The sequence below is a fragment of the Shewanella sp. c952 genome, from assembly GCF_019654975.1.
Taxonomy (GTDB): Bacteria; Pseudomonadota; Gammaproteobacteria; order Enterobacterales; family Shewanellaceae; genus Shewanella.
This window is the reverse complement of sequence record NZ_BPEW01000018.1, coordinates 1-14,813: the sequence shown is the minus strand read 5'-3', so window position 1 is coordinate 14,813 and position 14,813 is coordinate 1. Positions and strand designations below refer to the sequence as shown.

The 14,813-nt window shown below is 40.0% G+C and carries 10 protein-coding genes; 7 read left to right on the top strand and 3 right to left on the bottom strand.

Annotated features, from left to right (window positions below):
• Positions 1-5 precede the first annotated feature (5 nt).
• From K5R16_RS12920 to K5R16_RS12910, 3 genes are all read right to left on the bottom strand, one after another.
• Positions 6-1,412 (bottom strand): cation:dicarboxylate symporter family transporter, encoded by a 1,407-nt coding sequence (locus K5R16_RS12920; RefSeq protein WP_220737977.1) that lies wholly within the window; start codon positions 1,410-1,412, stop codon positions 6-8.
• A 365-nt stretch (positions 1,413-1,777) separates the two neighbouring features.
• The gene (locus K5R16_RS12915) at positions 1,778-3,460 is read right to left on the bottom strand and encodes a hypothetical protein (RefSeq protein WP_220737976.1); all 1,683 of its coding nucleotides are present in this window, start codon (positions 3,458-3,460) and stop codon (positions 1,778-1,780) included.
• A gap of 320 nt (positions 3,461-3,780) precedes the next feature.
• Positions 3,781-4,692: a LysR family transcriptional regulator gene (locus K5R16_RS12910; RefSeq protein ID WP_220737975.1), complete on the bottom strand. Its 912-nt coding sequence runs from the start codon at positions 4,690-4,692 to the stop codon at positions 3,781-3,783.
• Positions 4,693-4,899: 207 nt separating this feature from the next.
• On the opposite strand from K5R16_RS12910, the gene K5R16_RS12905 reads away from it, so the two are divergent.
• The 7 genes from K5R16_RS12905 to K5R16_RS12875 all read left to right on the top strand — a co-directional run bounded on the left by K5R16_RS12905 (position 4,900) and on the right by K5R16_RS12875 (position 14,519).
• Positions 4,900-5,112 carry a DUF1656 domain-containing protein gene (locus tag K5R16_RS12905; RefSeq protein WP_220737974.1) on the top strand — a complete coding sequence of 71 codons (213 nt, stop codon included), beginning with the start codon at positions 4,900-4,902 and terminating at the stop codon, positions 5,110-5,112.
• A gap of 12 nt (positions 5,113-5,124) precedes the next feature.
• Positions 5,125-5,988 carry an HlyD family secretion protein gene (locus K5R16_RS12900; RefSeq protein WP_220737973.1) on the top strand — a complete coding sequence of 288 codons (864 nt, stop codon included), beginning with the start codon at positions 5,125-5,127 and terminating at the stop codon, positions 5,986-5,988.
• Positions 5,989-6,011: 23 nt separating this feature from the next.
• A complete protein-coding gene (locus tag K5R16_RS12895; protein ID WP_220737972.1) occupies positions 6,012-7,403 on the top strand; it encodes an FUSC family protein in 1,392 nt (463 codons plus the stop codon).
• Positions 7,404-7,874: 471 nt separating this feature from the next.
• Positions 7,875-9,545 carry a hypothetical protein gene (locus tag K5R16_RS12890; protein ID WP_220737971.1) on the top strand — a complete coding sequence of 557 codons (1,671 nt, stop codon included), beginning with the start codon at positions 7,875-7,877 and terminating at the stop codon, positions 9,543-9,545.
• 450 nt (positions 9,546-9,995) lie between these two features.
• A complete protein-coding gene (locus K5R16_RS12885; protein ID WP_220737970.1) occupies positions 9,996-11,000 on the top strand; it encodes a bifunctional oligoribonuclease/PAP phosphatase NrnA in 1,005 nt (334 codons plus the stop codon).
• Positions 11,001-11,213: 213 nt separating this feature from the next.
• Complete coding sequence (locus K5R16_RS12880; protein WP_220737969.1) at positions 11,214-12,116, top strand: LysR family transcriptional regulator; 903 nt, start codon at positions 11,214-11,216, stop codon at positions 12,114-12,116.
• 342 nt (positions 12,117-12,458) lie between these two features.
• Positions 12,459-14,519: an alkyl/aryl-sulfatase gene (locus tag K5R16_RS12875; protein ID WP_220737968.1), complete on the top strand. Its 2,061-nt coding sequence runs from the start codon at positions 12,459-12,461 to the stop codon at positions 14,517-14,519.
• Positions 14,520-14,813 lie beyond the last annotated feature (294 nt).

The window sequence follows — 14,813 nt, the reverse complement described above, 5'->3', positions numbered from 1 at the left end:
ACAATTTAAACTGTTAGTTCACTGTCTTTGGTGGTCAGGTTGTTAGAGTTAAATCGCTCAGTATCTAACGAACCATTTGCCTTTGATGTGACAACACCAGAAAGCATAGAGCCTGAAATGTTAAGGGCTGTACGGGCCATATCGATCAATGCTTCAATTGAAACGAGAATCGCCACAATCGTAATATCTAACCCCATAATGGTCAGTACCGCTACGGCAGCAAAGGTTGCACCGCCACCGACGCCCGCTATACCAAATGAAGTAATGGCTATTACGGTTATAAGTTGCAAAATAAAGCTCAAGTCAATCGGGATCCCCATCACCTGCGCAGCCATAACAGCAAGCATCGCTGGATAGATACCGGCACAACCGTTTTGACCAATACTGGTACCAAAAGTAGCCGACATATTTGCGGTTTCTTCATCGACACCCAAGCGCTGAGTTTGTGTTTCAACATTGAGTGGAATGGCTGCCATACTTGAACGAGATCCAAAACCAAATACTAATACTGGCCATGTTTTTTTGATGAAAGCGATTGGCGATAAACCAAATACCAACACAAGGGTAAAGTGAATCAAAAACATCGCGCCTATTGCTGCATAACTTGCAGCTAAAAAACGTCCCATTTCGGCCAAAGCGAACAAATCATTAGTCATCATGAATGAGGTCATTAAAGCGAATACACCATAGGGAGTGAGCTTTAGGATCTCACGAACCATGGACAGCACAACCTCTTTAGAGGCATTAATAAAGGCTACAAAACTCGCCACCTTCTCCGGTTTTCGCTTCTTAATTTGTAAAATGCTGTAACCCAGAAACATACCAAACAAGACAGTTGAAAGAGTTGAAGTGCGCTCTGATCCCGTTAGCATCTCAAACACATTGGTTGGAATAATAGACAATACCAAACCGGATAGACCTGCACTTGTTAATGCATCTTGAGTGGCAAGTAAGGAATCCCCACGAGTTTCAATTGCACTGTTGCTTCCAACAATGCTAACCAAGGCATTAGCATCAATACCAAAAAGGTAAACACTGGCAACACCGATTGCAGCTGAAACAGCAACCGTGGCGATAAGTATGCCGATAATTTTTGGGGCTATTTTCGATAATGACCCATTCCCCTCTACATTCATAATAGAGGAGATCATAGCGACTAAAATCAACGGTATAACAATGAGTTGAAGTAGCTTGATATAACCATTGCCAAATATCGACAACAGTTCAGTAAAGCCAACTGTCGCCAAATTATTAACACCAAATATAGCTTGGATGAGCCCTCCAAATAGTAGACCAGCAATCAATGCGCTCAATACTCTAAAATTGAAAGTTTTCTTCTGTTTTTTAAGTTTCGCTAAAAGTGCATAAAATCCTAAAAAAAATATGCTCAATAAGATGAATGGTATGCTCATCAGAGCTCCCTAATAATAAATGATATTAGTAAGACGCCCTCAATTGAGAAAAGATGCGAAATTCATGAAAATAGTCTGTAGCAAGGCTTACAACTGTAGCAAGGCTTACAACTGTAGCATCGAGCAGATTGTGAACTTAGATCATACAGAGTCAAAGATTGACTTAGTCGCTACGCCACCAAAAATCAGCAATATCAAAAAGTGAATTGCATGGCACAAACTCAAAGGATACTGACTTATAGAATACTAAGTGGATGATAAGCCCCTTGACCATAAATATCTGACACAGTCCCTCGGTGATCAATGTGATACATCGATCAGCTTGATAAAAAGGTATTATTTATTTCATCAGATCAAAGTTTCAATTATCTTGATATCAGGTTTAGTGCTGATGAAACTAAAATGAGCATTAACATACTCGAAGATACATAAGATATTGAAAATGACAGCATCACTGAACGATTCAAATATTGACTATATGGGTCTGAAAAACCACTACCAGCACCAGGAGTTTTGCGGGCGTAACTTGCACTTGCCGCTGAAGAGCTACGCATAAAGAGAGAGTAACAAATAGCAAAATAAACCAGTTGGGACAAGGCAACAATACCACAACCTATAAAAAACACATTAACGCCAACATCACTGATTGCGTTAATCGTGATAGGTCCAAAATAAAGACCAGAGATTGCAATAAATCCACCTAAGGAAAGCCTACGGATATGATTTGAAATTTCTTTCGGCATCAAAGCTAGTGGAATATTTTTATTACAGGAATAACCAATAACAGCGCCTGAAATTAAACTCGTTATCCCTAAACTAAAATAAAGGTTTAGACTACCAAGGCTAATATGCCAAAGGCTAATTAAATAAGCTATGACTAACCCAAAACCAAATAACAACTGATGATGCCAAACATCTTCAGCAGACGTTTTAAAGTAACTTCCAGCCAATTTAATATCAACGCCATGCCCTATAAGTTGGATAACGTCATTTTTCTTCAACACCAGTTCCGGTGTAAGAACCATCTCTTCCCTAGCTCTTATTACTTGAGTAACACAAACTTCACGGAATGTATTCTCATTAATCTTACATTTAACGCTTTGCAATTTACTCCCGACAAAAGGGGTAGAACTTACCATTACCATCGTATGTTCTTCGATAGCACACTGATTATCATCTAACGGTAATTCATTTCCCAATATGTTATCATCGAAATAATATAGAGTATTACTTCTACCTGTAATAGTTATGATGTCACCCGTCGTAATAAGACTGAACTCATCTTTATCATTCGATTCTAATTCAAAAGTAACATCGACAGAGGGAGCATTAAGTTGCTTAATTGTCTTTCCTATTACCGTACTATGAACATTTACTTGAAAAGAACGTCGCACAACATTACCCACAGTGTTGACACAGTTTCCTTTGTTGGGCTCACTAAAAAATAAGTCCCGCTGTAGATTTATATAGTTATCAGTGTTGCTCCGCTTCACCATTATGGGAAATAACCATTTCAGAATAATAACTGTTCCTGCTATACCCAAAATAACCGTTAATGCGTACCCAATATAAAGCTCATTTATAGCAATTTCTTTTGTCTGATTGCTTAACCCCACTAATTGTTGAATAGTCTCAGTCGCAACCGGGATGATTTCAGGATGAATAAAACTACCAGCTGCAATACCAATTGCCTTGTATATATTGATATCAAATAATTGACTTGCTACCGCAACAACTATTAGCGGAACAAAGCTCATCAATATACTTGCAATTATTATCGATTTTTTATGATCTTTAATAACACCAACAAGTTGATAATAGCCTTGATATCCAACGACATACATAAATACACCAAAAAAAATCCATCTCAAGTCAGGATCTACTTTGACGCCAACTTGACCGACAATGACAGCGATGGTCAGTATACCGAGTGTGCTGCCGAGGCAAAAACGGCCTATGGTTAGTTTTCCAACTATTAATCCGAGCACCAAGGTTACTAAAACAGGAAAATACGGTGATGTATTTAATATGTATTGCAATGTATCCATAGCTTAATCACTTTTATGGTTTACACATGCTCAGCTAAAAGCCACATGCAGTTAGAATTAAACGAGCGACGGTAAGCTTGTGACTCGTTTATGTTTTCCATATCAATATCTGGAGTAAAAATTACAAACCAGTATCTTAGTGAGTAAGTCTATGCAAAATGTCAAAGAGAAGGTAATCGCATATGCAGGATCCAGTCCTCACTCTAAGCGACGAAGGTCGGATAATCCTGTTTCGAAAAGGTTTAGACTATAAAACAGCTGTTGATACAGCGATGACTTCCATCATCAGCAAAGGCTATATGCATAAGGTATTAACAATGTTAGCCTCTCAATCCAGATGTAGCTGCTTCGATATAATCTGTAATACATTGAACTATTGATTGTTTAACCGGCCCAACCTGTTTAGAGTGTGGACACCAAAGCGAAACAGGAACATTAACGGCCTCCTTTATCTGGTCCGCTTTTATTTGTACAATATTTTCAGAATAGTACTCTGCTCGCAAGGTACTGCGCGGTAATAAAGCCCAACCTAATCCTTCCTGGACCATTCTAATAATGAGCGTTTGTTGATCAAGCACTTCATAATTTGACGAGAGAATCACTTTCCCGGACATATCATCGTCTAGCATTGATTTGAGTACAAATTGTCGAGTTGATTTCATTTTGTTGAAAGTTTGGTCTGACGGTAATTGTGCTAACGTACTATCGATAGAAGTAAAAGGTACAAAAGGCATATTTCGCATTAATACTGAATCGATACTGTTGATCAGTTTACTTTCAAATATGTTTACCATACCAAAGTGAATAGCACCATCTTGAATACCTTGCTTAATCTCAGACTTCGATCTTACTAATAAATTAACCCTCATTGAGGGGAAATCACTGTTTAACCTGCTACGTATCGAAGTTAAAAGTTGCTGAGGAATAAAGCTTGAATAAGCGATAGTGACAGATTCTAATTCGCCAAAAGATAAACTTAATGCAACCCTGTCAAAGGTCCTAGTTTGCTCAATAGCTTGTTTCGCATAATGGTAGAGAAGAGTCGCATCTTCAGTGGGCTCTACTGTGCGTCCAACTCTTTCGAATAATGTAATCGCGAGCTGATCTTCTAGATTAGTAATAACTTGACCAATGGTAGTTCGGTGTTTGTTCAACTTAACAGCCGCTTTACTGAAGGCTTTCTGTTCATAAACGGTCACAAAAGCAAGTAATTGTTCTAAGCTGAAACTCATAGCCAAACTCCATTTAAAATGTGGATGACCAATAAAAGTGGTCAATATCTAGTCTCTGCCCTAAAGCTTACCGTTATTTCACTTATGTTTTTATGTAGGGTCTGATCCATCATAAGCGATTAACCAGTAAATATTAAACCCATTATTATTAACCCTACCCAATAAGATGCTGAAAGCAGCTCTTAATTTACCCTTTAAGGCTTACGAATGAACATAATGCCACATGAAATAGCATTGAGTGATGTCTATTTCCCACCATTATTGCTTGTCGGTATAACAGCTTACTTTCTAGCCGCTCTATTTACCTCAATTGCGACCAAACTAGGCTGGTATAAATATGTTGTATGTCCGGCAGTAGTAGAGTTTGCCTTTATGATCATCTTTATTGGTGTTCTCAGTCAGTTTGTTTATATTTTTTAGATAGGTATTACCATGTTTAAACGTATCTCAATTACATTGTTCATCGTCGCTATAGCCGCTAGCATCATCTATTCGCAATACCATACGTATACAGAAAACCCTTGGACACGAGATGGCCAAGTACGTGCCCATGTTATTCAAATTACGCCGAGAGTAACTGGGCAGATAGTTAGAATGTCTGTTGAAGATAATGAACATGTTAGAAAAGGACAACTGCTATTTACTATTGACCCTAGTATCTACCAGACTAGCTTGAGTAAAGCGATTGCCAGCGAAAAGCAAGCTGCGGCTCTACTAAAGAAAGCTAAAAATGAAGATTACCGCGCGATTAATCTAGAGAAGTTAACTCCAGGAGCACAGTCGGAGTTAACACTTAATAACTTACAAAATGCCATAGAAACAGCAGAAGCAAACTTGTTGCTCGCCAAAGCTCAAGTTGAGGAAGCTGAATTAAACCTTGACTACACCCAGATTATCGCACCAACAGATGGCTATATTACTAATTTAAGTTACCGAGTTGGCTCTCAAGTGATCGCTAATAATCCTGTCGTTGCATTAATTGATGAGACCAGCTTTTGGATTGAAGGCTTTTTTAAGGAAACGGACTTAAATGATGTAGCTCCTCACAACAAGGCTCAAGTAACCTTGTTAATGCACGACAGTGAAATGCTAACAGGTGAAGTTCAGAGCATTGGTTACGGTATATCTAAGACCGATGGAAGTACAGGCAACTCTCTGCTCCCTAATGTAAATCCAAGCTTTCAATGGATAAGACTTGCTCAACGGATCCCTGTAAAGATCAAGCTCAATCAGCTACCTAAAGGCCTTCAACTACGAGCTGGTATGACTGCATCGGTCAAAATCATAAAGCATTAGTTTTGTTATACATTGAGGTCCCTATGCTCAGTCCCACATTAAAAGAGGCAATTAAAGTCACGTTATCCATTAGTATTGCAATTGCCTTAGCATTGTTTTTTCAATGGGAGAAACCCTATTGGGCTGCAATCACGGTTATCGCGGTATCAATGAGCGAAACATTTGGCCATGGTATACAGCGCGCTAACCTACTGTTAGTTGGAACTCTAACCGGGATTGGCTACGCATTTTTAATGATTAGTCTTTTTCCGCAAGACCCTTTTCTATTCATATGCTTTTTCACGTTATTTTTAGCCGTTTGTGTTTTCTTCGCCGACAATAAGAAGTATGGCTATGCCTTTACCATGGCATTCACTGTATTTGCCATCATTGCAATGATGGGCAGAGGCAATGGAGAAGTATCATTCAACTACGCCATTTTGCGCGCCCAAGAAACCATACTCGGAGTATTAGCATATTCAGCAGTCTTTAAGCTCATTTGGCCCGTCACAACTGAGTCACGCTTCTTTGAAACGTTAAAGACGACCACTCGACAGTTTCACATAGCACAAACGAGTATTGAGCGGACGTTCGCAAACAACCAATTCTTAGAGACAGAGTCACAGCAATTCGATAATCAATCGACTATTAATCAACTACAAGAACTACTTAACTTGCCTTTGACCAGTAGCTATCGTTTAAAGCATCAAAAAAACAAATGGCAAGCGGTTATCAATGCATGCTTTGGCATACAAGCGCATATAAACCTAATAGTTGAAGATATAGAGCAAGACATAAACAGAACAAATGTTGAGCAACATTTAATTGATTTAAAACAGGAAATAGCATTACTTGAGCAGGCATTTGAAGGTAACAAAAACGATACTGTTGCACTAATAAACTATTGGAAGAAGAGTATTTACAGCACAGAAAGTAAATCCAGCTTTATTGTTACAAAAAGCCTGCTAAAGCGCAGATTAGAAAGAGTAGCCTCCGCCGTAGCGACCTCCTCAACCTGCTTTGGCCTATGGATCTACTTTGCAATTCCTGGCAGCTTCATATTCCCAATGCTTGGCGCTGTTATTGCCAATGCCACTAGGTTGATGCCTGATCGTATTATTAGGCAGGCTAAATATTCCGTCATTTCGTGGGGAGGTATTTTCCTAGTCCAGTACTGCTTTGTTCTCCCATCAATCACTGAACTTTGGCAGCTTATCGCCTTCTATATGGTAAACACTTTTTTGATCTACGCTGTATTTAATAAACCATCAGATGCGATGACTAGAATGATAGGAGGGATCATGATGGTATTAATGACGATGAATGCACTCTATGCGACACCTAAATTTGATATTATTATGCCGATACTGATGTTGATAATCATGCTGATGGTTTTGGCTATTGCAGGCTTTTACACACGCTTATTTCATCGCTGAGAAATATAAGCATTCTAGCGTTTTTAAACGCCCACTTAGATAACGAGCAGCGTAAGCCTATAAATACGCTGCTTATATTCCTATATAAGCTGAACACACTCGACTTAGTTTGACTGTATTCACTGTCAATCCTCTTATGCAAACCTACCTTCCAACAGAAATCTTATCGATTGAGGTTAGTTCACCTCCCCTGATATCTCTATGCACTGCCTATAGAACAGCTTTGATAAGAATTTAACGTGCTCATTGTTAGATTCAAACGCATGAAGCTATTGAAGGGTTTCATCCTTCACAACCGATTATTGCATTTTTACCTCAACGGATAGAATTCCCTTGTTGAAAAGTAGTGGCTAATGACCTCACTTAATTCTTTCGACGAATATTAGAAATCACTTGCTGACAGAAGCAGTATTTTCTACCCGTTTCAGATATTAATGTGCCATTGACTGGCCAACGAGAAAGGTAACAGTAATGCTCGATACTTACGCAGAAATGGTGGGCAAAAAAGTCAGGCTGAAAAACCTCGTATTTACAGTCGCTTTAACCTTTACAAGTATTGTCTCTGCGACTGATTTCAACACAGAAAAATCCCCGCTAGATAATGTTCTACACAGTACTTTCGAGCAATATGGGATTTCTGAAGAAGTGTTGCAACTCGGCTTAAGCTCTCTTTCTCATGGAGACCAATTGGTGGAGCATGTTCAACGTCGGCTACAGATCGGTGACGAAGTGACAGACTCATCAGTATTCTTAGTTCAAAGCACTGATAGTCGCGGCAATATTGACCTTAGAATAAAGTATAACGAAAATAACTTAGACGCTAAAGAAGATGTTATTGGAAGCATCGAGAAATTAACAAAAGTTGAATATCGCCTAAAAGACTACTTGGATAGTTATGACAAGTCTTCAGTTATTATCAATGACGTTTCTTCACAACAGTTAGAAATAAGTTTCAACTATTCAAAATATGGGTTGCCACAAGACATTGCCTACTTCAGATTTATGCGTGTCAAATTGACGCTCATTAATGGTAAAGCAACAAAAATGATTATTACCAATGCTAAACCTTACGACTTTGATGGCTATAGAGTTGAGCAATACTCACAAGAAATTGAATTTACAACGCTGGCAAGCGGTAAAACCGTAATGAAAAACAAAGTGATTGAGGCGAGCGGCAAACAAGGGGAAAAAACGGTCAGTTATCGCAACACCATTACACCGGTTGCTTTTTACGACGATGTACATGGTGTAATGGTGATGGATGAAGGCTTACTTTCTACGGTATCAGATCCCCGAATTCGTGAAGAGAAAGTTGATCTTGATAGACTATTTCCATTAATGGCGGATTTGGTGCGGCAGCAAGGCATAGATGTTCCTCTACCATTTGGTTTCTCTGTTGCATACCGGAACCAAAATATGGATATAGGATTTGACACTTTTAATATCATGGGCGCTAATCTGGATGCTTTTTTTGATCCTTCAAGCTCAATAGGAGCGGTTAATGCCGAGAGCTATACGTTTAGAGCCGATATGAATATTTTACCATTTTGGAATGTCTTTGGCTTTGTTGGGAAACTTAACGTGGATGCGGTTGTTGATGCTCAATATACCGGGAAAGTGAAAGATATCTTTGAAGATAAGCTAGGAGCTATCGGTGGCAAACTTGCCTGTAGGGCGATAGCAAGCAAAGGTGTTGATATCTGTTCGCCAGGAGAGTTTAGCCTCCCGTTGCATCTTGAATACGATTCAGCAGGCATTGGGACAACACTGTCTGTCGGTTATAAAGAGTTTTTTGCATCGATTACCGCCACTTACTCTAAAACTCGCTTAAATGGCCAAGAAAGTTGGGGTGACAGCATAGTTACAATTCAACCCATGTTGGGATATCAATTTTTAGACTATCGCGCACAAGTGTTCATTGGTGCGGAATACCAAGGGCTAAAGTCATCAATGACAGGTAACCTTGGCTATATCGATGCGTTAGGCCGCGATTTTACCTATGATGTTGGTGTCGACTTGAATCAATGGGCTTATCTCATTGGATTCAACAAGCAAATAGGCAGAAATTTGAACTTAACCGGTTTATACAATAAAGGGGAAACAAGAAATTCCTTTACCATTAACTTGGGATATCGATTCTAGCACCAAGATCTATAAGATATACAGTTCTGAGTCGCTCGGCTAACTGGTAATACGCCAATGTCTGATAGTAATTACAATGGATAACTAATGGGGCGGTTTCGCCCCCTCCCCATCTTAACGGTTAGAACAAGCCCCCCTTGTTAATGACGACTCATGTCACACGGCTGATATTATTAGCACATAAACTAAAGCTGCGACGACTTATTAATGCGATGGAAAACAACAATAAAATAGGTTACTGTCTGTAAAATAATGTCATGGTCAATCTCATTGGAGATCATTGATTCAAGGATGATTTATTTGCCTATAAAGTGTGCCTAGTAAAAAGAATACTCAAAATGCTAGCCTTAGTTATGGCCTCTCACCTAAATAATTCGTACTCAAGCTTCATTTCTTGAGGTTTTAAATAGTCGCTCAAAATACTTAAACATAATAAAAGTAACCAATATAATGAAAACATCGGCATTAATTAATTTTGTACAAAAGTTATCTTCTTTGCAGCGTGTGGTTATTCAAGCTCATGATTACCCAGATCATGATGCCATTGCTTCTGCCTATGCCATGTCAGTGCTACTCAAAGAGTTGGGGATTGATTCAATTATTGTTTATAACGGCGAAATTGACCGTATATCGTTATCTAATATGATTGAGTGGCTAAACATACCTGTGAGCCATTGCAGCAAGGCTCAACTCACTACAATGGACAAAATTATTACCATTGATGGTTGTATTGGTGAGCGCAATGTCACCGATATGCCGGGTGAAGAGATTGCAGTGATTGACCACCATGTGGTTACCCCACCCAATAATTTATGGTTTAGTGATGTCAGAGAAGACTATGGGGCAACGGCAACGATATTGTTTGAGTATTACCAAGCTTTCAACATTAACATGTCTAAAGATGTTGCTACCGCATTATTGGTTGGTCTTAAGATTGACACCGCACATATGACCCGTGGCGTTTGTTCTGCCGATCTAAAAGCCTTTGTGATGTTCAATCAACAAGCTGATTTGGCATTAGTGAATAAAATCTGTCGCAATGAAATTACTTATTCTGAGCTCAACTTATTTGAGCACGTTTGCCAGTCAGTTAAACAAACTGAAGGTGTCGGGCTTGCAACTGTGTCGATTGATTGCCCAAAAAATATGCTCGGTATTTTAGGCGATTTCTTACTGACGGTTAATGAACTCGATGTCGTGGTCATCGCGCAGTCCAGCCAACGCGGCATTCAGCTCTCACTGCGCTCAGAATGCCAGTATGTTGATGTTGCTAAAGTGGTGAGGGATCAATTAAACATTAAGAACCTTGGTTTTGGTGGCGGCCATCCACACATGGCAGGCGGTATTGTATTTAAAGATTTTCTCAGTGAATTCATCACCGAAAAAGAGCTTCACCTATCGCCAATAATAGATTCAATTTTAGCCTTAAGGAGTACTCGTTTACACGCTGGCTAATCATTAAAGTTAAGATGATTTTGGCCACCTTCATAGTTTAGCTATGTCCACTACACAATGTAGGTGGCGCAGATAAAAGTCTCAAACCACTTCGATGGGTAATTTGATTTACTCTGATTCACTCAATAATAAACAAACTTTATTTTGAGGAACTGTAAAGATAAATAGGATAACCTACAGAGGTCTCCCCTTAGCAACAAGAATCAGTAAACGATGCTGCCAAATGTCGATTTAAATTTACTCAATGTTTTTCTAGAAGTGTATCGCTTTCAATCTTTCACTTTGGCGGCTGAATCTCTGAATATGACTCAACCAGGAGTCAGTGGTGCAATAAAAAGGCTCAGAGAACAAATTGGTGCTGAACTGTTTCTTCGAGAAGGCAGAGGCATAACCCCCACAGCGACAGCAGTAAAGCTTGCTAACGATATTGAAGTTGGCTTAACCCTTATCAATAACGCACTAAAAAATATCGACAGTTTTGACGCCCAATCAGCACATCAATTCACCGTAATTGCCGATGAACCCGCAATGCACCTGTTTCAATCAAGAGTTGCGCACGATACCTCTATGGGAAACTGCTCAATTAAGTTTATTCCGTCACCAGCAACTGATGATGAGATATTTAACTTACTTAATTTCCAGAAAGCAGATCTTGCCATTGATATAAGTACTGCTGATAACACCGCTTTTGCGTCCAAGGTGTTTTATCAAGAAGAGATGGTACTCGCTTGTCGCAAGCACCATCCTGTATTTAAACAGCAAATATCACCTGATGAATATTACGCCGCAGAGCATGTCATTTTAAGATTCAAGCGCTCTCGTTTGTCGGTCGCCGATCTTTTAACCGCAGAAAACCTTAAACCAAGAAAAGAGTCCTGCGAAGTTGACTCTATCTTCTCGATGATGGCACTGTTATCAAAAAATAACTGTTTAGGTTTACTTACTAAAAATATTGCTAAAGAACAGGCACAGAATTTTGGCCTCAAACTCATCCCTTTCCCTTTTGAATCCTCACCTATGCGCCACCAAATGATATGGCATAAAAGAAACGAGCAATCCCTGCCCCACCAGTGGCTCAGAAATAAACTGACGGATCTACTCCCAAATAACCTATAGAGGAGTGTTAGCCTTTATGGTCAACGGATAGGTTATCTCAAGCATACTCTCATTATTTAAACCCAACTTTTCAACTTTTCAACCTCTAAACCTCTAAACCTCTAAACCTCTAAACCACCCTCCCATCAGCAATGGCTATATTAGATATCAAGTTTCATAGCTACATTGTATGAATTGAGTTGCGTATATTGGTGGCATACACATTAAGTAGATGCTTACAGAGCTAATTAAACCACACTTATTTTACAGTACTGGCTTAACACTTCTGATGACCATGAACAGTTTAGAACCTGACTCTGTGACAGCTACTTTTCAAAATAACTTCAGCCATTGGGTATTATTATGAACAGATCTATCATTGCGTTATCCGTTTTATCGGCCATCTCTTTCAATTCAATCGCCTCAAACCATAATCATGATGACCATTCAGGTCATGACCATGTGGTGATCTCAGGTGATATATCGGTTTCAGGCAAACCCGCATCAGCGCATACCATCAGCTCAAATGAACATTTTGCCGCAGGGCTTAACTTCAAAGATCAACGCGCCTTCGATAATAATGACCGAGGTTTGCTGGTACCACTTAATAAAGCGACAAAGGCAACCTTGCAAGATAGGTACTCACACCTACATCAAGGACAGGAAATTGCAGACCAATCACCTGACTCTGTCAACCCTTCACTATGGCGCCAAGCGCAACTGAACTTTTCCGCAGCGGGGCTATATGAAGTCAGAGATGGTATTTACCAAGTTCGTGGAACCGACCTTTCTTCGATGAGCTTTATTCGCGGTAAATCGGGATGGATTGTTTACGATGTATTAATGACTAAAGAAGCGGCAGAAGCATCACTGGCCTTCTTTTTAGACAATGCACCAGAAAAAAATCTCGACGTTGTCGCAATGATCTATTCTCATTCCCATGCCGATCATTTTGGTGGTTCTCGCGCTATTGCCGAAGCTTTTCCCGATGTAAAAATCTATGCACCAGAAGGCTTCATTAAAGAAACTGTTGATGAGAACGTATTGGCGGGAAATGCCATGAGCCGCCGCGTGGGTATTCAGTATGGTTCAACCTTAGGCCAGGCATCAGCTACTGGTGTTGTCGATGCCGCGCTGGCGAATGGCTTCTCTCACGGCGAAGTCACCTTAGTTGCTCCTGATTACACCTTTAACAGCGGTGACAAATTTGAAACCTATAAGGTCGATGGTCTTGAAATGGTCTTCATGGATACCGCAGGTACGGAAGCACCTGCAGGCATGGTCACTTACATTCCAAGTATGAATGCTATTTGGTCTGGAGAAATGATGTATCAAGGCATGCATAATATCTATACTCTGCGCGGCGCAAAAGTACGTGACTCGTTAAAGTGGTCAAAAGACATCAATGAGATGATTTCTGCTTGGGGTGGCACCGTGGAGTACTTATTTGGATCTCACTCTGCGCCAATATGGGGTAACCAAGAGATCAATCAGTTTATGGCACTGCAACGAGATAACTATGGTTTTGTGCACAATCAAACTCTTCGTCTAGCAAATAATGGTATGACGATGCAGGATATCGGTAGCTTTATTTATGATGAGTTACCCGAACAGATCCGCACAAGCTGGCACACAAATGGCTATCACGGTACTTACTCTCATAATGCTCGCGCCGTCTACAATATGTACTTGGGCTTCTTTGATATGAACGCAGCAAATTTGGACCCATTGCCAGTCCATGCAGAGGCGGTAAAGTTCACTGCATACATGGGCGGCGCTGACGCGGTTGTTAAAAAAGCCAAAATTGATTTTGAAAATGGTGAATACCGTTTCGTGTCGACGGCATTAAACAAGGTGGTGATTGCTGAGCCGACTCATAAGGCTGCACGCAAATTATTAGCAGATTCTTTAGAGCAGCAAGGCTATCAAGCAGAGGGTGCTGGTTGGAGAAACACCTTCTTGACCTCAGCACAAGAGCTGCGGATAGGTTCAATGCCCGGCACACCGAAATCAGGCTCTGCTGACGTATTATCTGAAATGAGTGTAACAAATTTACTCGATTTCATGGCGGTTAAAATTGTAGCTAAAAAGGCTGCTGAAACACCATTCACCTTGAATGTTAATGTCGTTGATCTCAATGAGATCCACTTTGTCGATATGTCTAACGGTAACCTCAATAATATTATTGTGAACAACACTCGTGAAGCTGATGCGACTTTGAATATCAATAAGACTGATATCACTCAGATCTTACTTGGGCAAACAACATTAGACACGTTAATAAAAGAAGGTAAAGCCAGTATCAAAGGTGATGCATCAGTACTCAGCAAGCTTGCAGCAGCATCGATAGAGTTCGACCCATCATTTGAAATATTACCTCGGCCTATTGCAGGTAGTGAAGTTGATGCTCAACTGTATCAATAAAATCGACCTCTATTTTATGTTCAGATAAAGAAAGCCTCTTGCTTAATGTAGCAAGAGGCTTTCCCGTTATACAAAAACCACTGCGAAGTATCACTCATCGCAGCTTACAAAGCTGTATGAAAATGGCTGACTATCAAGAGAATAAAAAAGAAATTAAGTCGAAAAAGTTGCTGAAGAATTAAACGAAAAAAGCCTCATCTTTCGATGAGGCTTTCGTCTTTGTAATGGCGGAACGGACGAGACTCGAACTCGCGACCCCCGGCGTGACAGGCCGGTATTCTAACCAACTGAACT

Coding starts and splice junctions, on each gene's coding strand:
- K5R16_RS12920 (WP_220737977.1), bottom strand. CDS start 1,412: ATGAGCATACCATTCATCTTATTGAGCATATTTTTTTTAGGATTTTAT.
- K5R16_RS12890 (WP_220737971.1), top strand. CDS start 7,875: ATGCTCGATACTTACGCAGAAATGGTGGGCAAAAAAGTCAGGCTGAAA.
- K5R16_RS12880 (WP_220737969.1), top strand. CDS start 11,214: ATGCTGCCAAATGTCGATTTAAATTTACTCAATGTTTTTCTAGAAGTG.
- K5R16_RS12910 (WP_220737975.1), bottom strand. CDS start 4,692: ATGAGTTTCAGCTTAGAACAATTACTTGCTTTTGTGACCGTTTATGAA.
- K5R16_RS12905 (WP_220737974.1), top strand. CDS start 4,900: ATGAACATAATGCCACATGAAATAGCATTGAGTGATGTCTATTTCCCA.
- K5R16_RS12900 (WP_220737973.1), top strand. CDS start 5,125: ATGTTTAAACGTATCTCAATTACATTGTTCATCGTCGCTATAGCCGCT.
- K5R16_RS12885 (WP_220737970.1), top strand. CDS start 9,996: ATGAAAACATCGGCATTAATTAATTTTGTACAAAAGTTATCTTCTTTG.
- K5R16_RS12895 (WP_220737972.1), top strand. CDS start 6,012: ATGCTCAGTCCCACATTAAAAGAGGCAATTAAAGTCACGTTATCCATT.
- K5R16_RS12875 (WP_220737968.1), top strand. CDS start 12,459: ATGAACAGATCTATCATTGCGTTATCCGTTTTATCGGCCATCTCTTTC.
- K5R16_RS12915 (WP_220737976.1), bottom strand. CDS start 3,460: ATGGATACATTGCAATACATATTAAATACATCACCGTATTTTCCTGTT.